Genomic DNA, 6,145 nt, shown 5'->3' on the forward strand with positions numbered 1-6,145 from the left:
TTATTGTTTTATTTTTAATACAGATTCAGGTGTAATTTCTTCAAATGAAGAAATAATAAGATCAGCTCCGGTTAACAGTGAACGATCTGCTGTTACGCCGACTGAGAAAATACCCGCTCTGCTCAGTGCGGTAATACCCGACTCCGCATCCTCAAAGCCTATGGCATCCTGCGGAAGAACATCAATAGATGATGCAGCTTTCAGAAATATTTCAGGGTCCGGTTTTCCTTTACTCAATAGTGCAGGGTCGACAATAGCTTTAAAATAATTATCAATATTTAATTTTTTTAAAATAAAGGGTGCATTGCGGGATGCAGAAGCAACCGCACACGGTATATTAAGCTTGTTCGCCCGGATAATAAAATCCTTAACACCGGGAAGAATATCCTTTTCAGATAACTCCCCGAGTAGCTTCACATAATACTCATTTTTTTCATCCGCCAGTAATATCTTTTCTTCATGGCTGTACATATCAGACTGATGACCATAATCTAATATTTTTTCTAATGACTCCATCCGGCTGATACCTTTAAGTTTTTCATTAAACTCATCACTGATATCAAAACCTGCTTTATTGGCAATATATCGCCAGGCGATATAATGATATTTTGCCGTATCAACAATCACGCCGTCCAAATCAAATAAAAATCCTGATTTCATGATGTGTATTCCTTCACATAAGTATATGAAAACGGCATACCTGCTGTAATCTGATGTTTTTCATCATGAATATCGATAAAGACCGTTTGGTCGGCGGTGACTGATACCGATTTCTGTGAGATCAAAAAGCAGTAATGAACACCACGATGCTGCAAATTAAAACTGATATGATTCCATTCAGCCGGTAATGACGGTGAAACGGATAAATGATCACCCCGGATATCCACGCCGGCATAGGACATTACCGCTGTATTGATAGTTGCGGCCATCACCCCGGTATGAATACCTTCTGCGGTGGTTCCGCCCTGAATATCGCCATAATCAGACCGTAACGCCTGCTGATATAACTCCCGGGACAAATCATGTAATCCGGTATTACAGGCCAATTGCGCATGCACGACTCTGGAGAGAGTTGAACCGTGAGAAGTTCGTTTTAAATAATAATGAAGATTTGTTTGTGCATAATCATGATCTAAGTGATAACCCATATTATTCAATATTCCGGTAACATCATCACGGGAGAAATTATTGAATATCATTAACGCATCAGCCTGTTTGGCCACCTTATAGTCATCGGCACTTTTACCTTCAGCACGCAGTATTCTGTCCATCCGGTAAATATTGCCGTATTTATTCTGATAGTGTTCCCAGTCGATCTCTTTCAGGGAAAAATACCCGTCAAACTGCGCAATCACATCATCTTCAATCACCAGCGATAAACATTTACCTGTGCGGCTGATTTTCCGGATAAATGCAGCATCCTCCTCAGTGGTATTAAATTCCGGAGACAATTCAGTCAGAACGGAAAATAACCAGGAGATCATTAAATTGGTATACGCATTATCTTTAAGCCCGGCGGCGCTGCTGCCGCTGATATGCTCATGAAATTCATCCGGCCCCATCACACCGCTGACAGAATAACGCCCGGTGGATTCATTAAATTCGGCTTTACTCAGCCAGAAGCGGGCAATGTCTGTCAGCATTTCCATGCCATACAACCGCATAAATTCCGCATCACCGGTCGTTTTCCAGTACAGCCAGATATTATACGCAACAGCCAGAGAAACATGACGCTGGAGGTGGCTGTAATCCGGGTCCCAGTGACCGTTCAGCGGATTCAGGTGGACGGATTGTGTCTGCTCACTGCCGTCCAGACCGGACTGCCACGGATACATTGCACCCTGACAGCCGCTGTCCTGTGCAATTTTTCGTGCCGCCGGTAACCGGTTATAGCGGTACATCAGCAGCTGACGGGCCGTCTGCGGGAAATGCATGATATAGAAAGGCAGAATAAAGATTTCATCCCAGAAAATATGCCCCCGGTATGCCTCTCCGTGTAATCCGCGGGCCGTTACCGACACATCGAGTTTATATTTTCCGTTACTGTAAGGTGAGCACGATGACAGCAGATGACAAATATGTAAACGCAATAACTTCTGCGCCATAAAATCACCGTCAATGACAATATCCGCTTTATCCCATAAATTTTTCCATGCCTGTCCGGAGGCTTCAGCCTGAACGGAAAAATCAGCCAGCGTTGTTTTATCCGCATCAGCCCAGCTATCCGGAAAAACAGAAGAGAGACGGATATTAATACTTTTCTCAAGACGGTATGTTTTGCCTTTCTGTGCATGACAGGAAATAAACTGCTGCACTTTACCGGCGCTTTCTTTTATCTGAATATCGCTGTCAGTAAAAAAATCACCACGTATTTTTGTGGTCACACCGATACCGATACCGGATTGCAGTGTCCGTGCATTTAATTGCGCATAGCTGCCTTCTGCCCCGCGGGATAATACCCGGTAATGGTGTGACGTCAGGCTCCGGTAACGTTCGACACCGTAATTCCGGGTCGTACCATCAATACAGGTAACAACCGTAATATCCGCATCAAAATTCAGGGGGGTGAAGCTGTATTCAACTGCAAACCGTTCCGGACAGGACATATCCGCCAGCGTCCGGCTGTTAATCTGAATAAGATGTTTGCGGGAATCCTCCGCAATCCAGGTCTGCTCCAGAATGCCGTTTTTTAAACACAGATTCCGGTACAGCATTTTATTACGGCAATTTTCCGGTGACAGCCATTCACCGTCACCTATTTTTATCCGGACAGAGCGGGCGTCAGGAACATTAACGAAATCCTCATTGGATACCGTCTTTCCGGCAATATCTGACTCCGCCTGATTATAACAACCGGCCAGATAGGTTGCCGGATAGGTTGCATCACCCGCCTGCATATCCGGCAATGTACCACGCACACCTAAATATCCGTTTGCCGTGGTTAATAATGATTCAGCCGCATATTCTTCTTTACCCGCAGTGAACCCGGCATAATCAATATTCCAGCAGAGCTGCTCATATTTTTGTTTTAATGCCTGCTCCAGTTTATCTTCTGTGAATACAGCTTTTCCCTGCTGGGCAACAAAAGGAGCATTAAAAATTTCGGAAAATGATTTTTCCAGATCAATAATGACACACTCGGCCAGTTCAGCACAGAATGAAGGATAATCCGGTAACCGTTCTCCCGTAATCACACCACCTTTAATACCGGGAAAATCCCGGCTGATCTCCGTTAAAATATCCAGGCATGCTTTAACGGATATGTCACTCCAGCGGAATGCATAATCATATTTATCGCTGCCGGAAAAAATATCAGCACCACTTTCTTTTACAGACACAGTCAGATAACACATATTAAATTCACTTTATTAATTTACAGAGAAGTTACCAGGCTGCCTTTGCGCTGCTGATAACGATACATCATCATTGTTAATAAGATTGGAACAACAATGGCGACTATCATGGCAACAAGGTAAATACCCCAGAAAGCAGGCTGAATAGACAAGATTCCCGGAATGCCACCGACACCAATACCATTGGATAACACATGGGCAAAACCGCAAATTAACCCCGCCAGCGCGGCACCAATCATGGCGCACAGCATCGGGAAGCGGTAACGCAGGTTCACGCCGTACATCGCCGGTTCAGTCACCCCCAGATAGGCAGATATCGCCGCCGGAATCGTTATTTCACGTTCATCCTTTTTACGGCTCATAATAATGATGCCGACAACCGCAGAGGCCTGGGCAATATTCGATAATGCGATGATAGGCCAGATAGGTGTTCCGCCGATGCTTTGTGTCAGCTGCATATCAATCGCCAATGTGGTGTGGTGCAATCCGGTGATTACCAGAGGCGAATAGAAAAAACCAAATATCATCGAGCCGAGTAACGCAAAATCACCCAGCATTAAATAGCGGACGCCATCCGAAATAAGATTACCGGCAGCACGTCCGAACGGCCCCAGAATGGCATGAGCTACCACGACAGAAACCAGAATACTGATGATAGGTACGACCACCAGGGTTAAATATTCAGGGATACGGCGGCGTAATTTCACTTCAAACCAGCCGAGGAATAAACCGGCCAGAATAGACGGTATCACCTGAGCCTGATAGCCCACCTTCTGGATGGCAAATAAGCCGAAATCCCAGACATCCGGCGTCTGACTGCCGATGTCATAAGCATTCATCAGCTGAGGTGATACTAATGTAATACCCAGCACAATACCCAGAATCGGAGAGCCGCCCATTTTTTTGGTTGCTGACCAGCAGATAGCCACCGGCAGGAAATGGAATATTGCCTCACACGGTAACCACAGGAAATCATATATTGGCTTAAGCCAGGAATAATACTCCGTCAGTGGTTTATCATCCCGGACAGGCATTTCGCCGATGACATTTCTCAATCCCAGTAATAAGCCACCACAAATCAACGCCGGCAACAACGGAACAAAGATTTCCGCCAGATTGGCAATCAGTCGTTCCCAGAACTTCATATTCTTCTTAGCAGCGACTTTTGTTTTTTCTTTATCTGATTCAGATATATTAAGTTTTTCAATCAGGCCACGGTAATAGTCACCGACATTCATACCGATAATGATCTGAAACTGACCTGCATTATTAAAACATCCCTTAACTCCGGGGATTTGCTTAATAGATTCAATATCAGCCAGTTCAGGATCATTTAAAACAAAGCGTAAGCGTGTCAGACAGTGAGAAACTGTACTGATATTCTCCTTTCCGCCGGTAAATTTGATGATCTTATCCAGTTCATCACTGTGAACATTAATTTCCATATCCCCATCCCCGTATAAAACGTCTGTGTTTTAAAATACGTTCAGTATGGAAATGACTCAATGGGAACGATCCCATTACGGGACGAACGTCACACTAAAGTTTATTTAACTCAATAAAATCAATAAGTAAATGAAGGTGATGGGATCAGGTGTGTTTTGGGTGAAAAGTTGCCATTAACCATATCAATCAATAAGTTGACTGATGTCTGACCGGTTTCACGAATACCCAGGCGACATGTTTTCACATCAGGAAAAAGGAAGGTTAATAAGTCATTTCGCCCGATACAGGCAACAAAAATAGTATTAATCTGATGATGAACGAGATATTTTTTAACACCAAACGCCAGTGATTCTGTCGCGCATAATATGGCCTGAGGACGTTTCAGTACGATATTTTCCGCAAGCAGATATCCGCTTTCGTAGTTTAATTCTCCCAATGCTGAGTCCGCTGTTATCTTATATTTATCGCAATAATGCTTATAAGTCTGATGGCGTAATAATCCGGTTGTTTCATCCTGTTCATTAACGCCAATATAGCTGACAGCTGTAAAGTTCTTCTCTTTGTGCAGATAATCCATTAAATGATTAACTGTTCCGGTATCATCATTACAGACACAGGTATAGCCTTCAAAAGAACGGGCAATAACAACGATATTCTGTTGCCAGGAGACTAATTGTTCTTTATCCAGCCCGGTAAAAGCAAACAGAATAACACCATCCACCTTCCGTCTTTCCAGCATGGACAAATGCTCATCAACTTTTTCAGGATCAAACTGGCTTTCCAGAATAATAGGGTCAATATTATTTTTATATAACACAGGCAGCATCGCGCGGATTGCCTGGTTCTCAGTATAAGAATCAAGCCGGGTGACAATAATTCCGAATGTCCGGCCGGTTAACCCCCGCATCGCCCGTGCTGATTTTGATGGCGTAAAGTTATTCTGTTCAATTACTGCCAGTATTTTACGACGGGTTTCTTCATTGACATTTTGTTCGTTATTAATCACACGGGAGACAGTGGACTTGCCGACATTACAGATAGCAGCAATATCTTTGATGGTGAGTTTTTTCACAGCGTTGCTCCCGTTGATTCATTTCGATCTGGTTATCAGAACAGATGCCGGGTGAATCCCGTAATCCGATACCGGGTATTATACGCATTTAAATGTGAAATTACTGATTGTTATAATTCCTCATCCGGAAAATAAGCACACATTGCGTTATTTTTCTTTCGCCCAAACGCAAAAAAGCCACCCAATGGGTGGCTTCTTCACTTAATAATAACCTGGCGGTTCCCTACTCTCACATGGGGAGACCCCACACTACCATCGGCGCTACGGCGTTTCA

General features: G+C 43.9%; 4 protein-coding genes. All 4 read right to left on the reverse strand.

The window, feature by feature from the left end:
* The 4 genes from pgmB to treR all read right to left on the reverse strand — a co-directional run bounded on the left by pgmB (nucleotide 1) and on the right by treR (nucleotide 5,871).
* Nucleotides 1-660: a beta-phosphoglucomutase gene (gene pgmB, locus R5268_RS04270; RefSeq protein WP_317418608.1), complete on the reverse strand. Its 660-nt coding sequence runs from the start codon at nucleotides 658-660 to the stop codon at nucleotides 1-3.
* Nucleotides 657-3,353, reverse strand: coding sequence for a glycoside hydrolase family 65 protein (locus R5268_RS04275; RefSeq protein WP_317418607.1), 2,697 nt, complete (start codon nucleotides 3,351-3,353; stop codon nucleotides 657-659). The genes pgmB and R5268_RS04275 overlap by 4 nt, the downstream gene beginning before the upstream one ends.
* 20 nt (nucleotides 3,354-3,373) lie before the next feature.
* Complete coding sequence (gene treB / locus R5268_RS04280) at nucleotides 3,374-4,798, reverse strand: PTS trehalose transporter subunit IIBC (protein WP_317418606.1); 1,425 nt, start codon at nucleotides 4,796-4,798, stop codon at nucleotides 3,374-3,376.
* 119 nt (nucleotides 4,799-4,917) lie between these two features.
* On the reverse strand, nucleotides 4,918-5,871 hold the full coding sequence (gene treR / locus R5268_RS04285) for a trehalose operon repressor TreR (RefSeq protein WP_247719167.1): 954 nt from the start codon (nucleotides 5,869-5,871) through the stop codon (nucleotides 4,918-4,920).
* Nucleotides 5,872-6,145 lie beyond the last annotated feature (274 nt).

It is taken from the genome of Morganella sp. BCCO 40_0007, assembly GCF_032989665.1.
GTDB lineage: Bacteria > Pseudomonadota > Gammaproteobacteria > Enterobacterales > Enterobacteriaceae > Morganella > Morganella sibonii.

Bases quoted from the DNA above. Each gene is read 5' to 3' on its own strand.
- pgmB (WP_317418608.1), bottom strand. From the start codon at position 660: ATGAAATCAGGATTTTTATTTGATTTGGACGGCGTGATTGTTGATACG.
- R5268_RS04275 (WP_317418607.1), bottom strand. From the start codon at position 3,353: ATGTGTTATCTGACTGTGTCTGTAAAAGAAAGTGGTGCTGATATTTTT.
- treB (WP_317418606.1), bottom strand. From the start codon at position 4,798: ATGGAAATTAATGTTCACAGTGATGAACTGGATAAGATCATCAAATTT.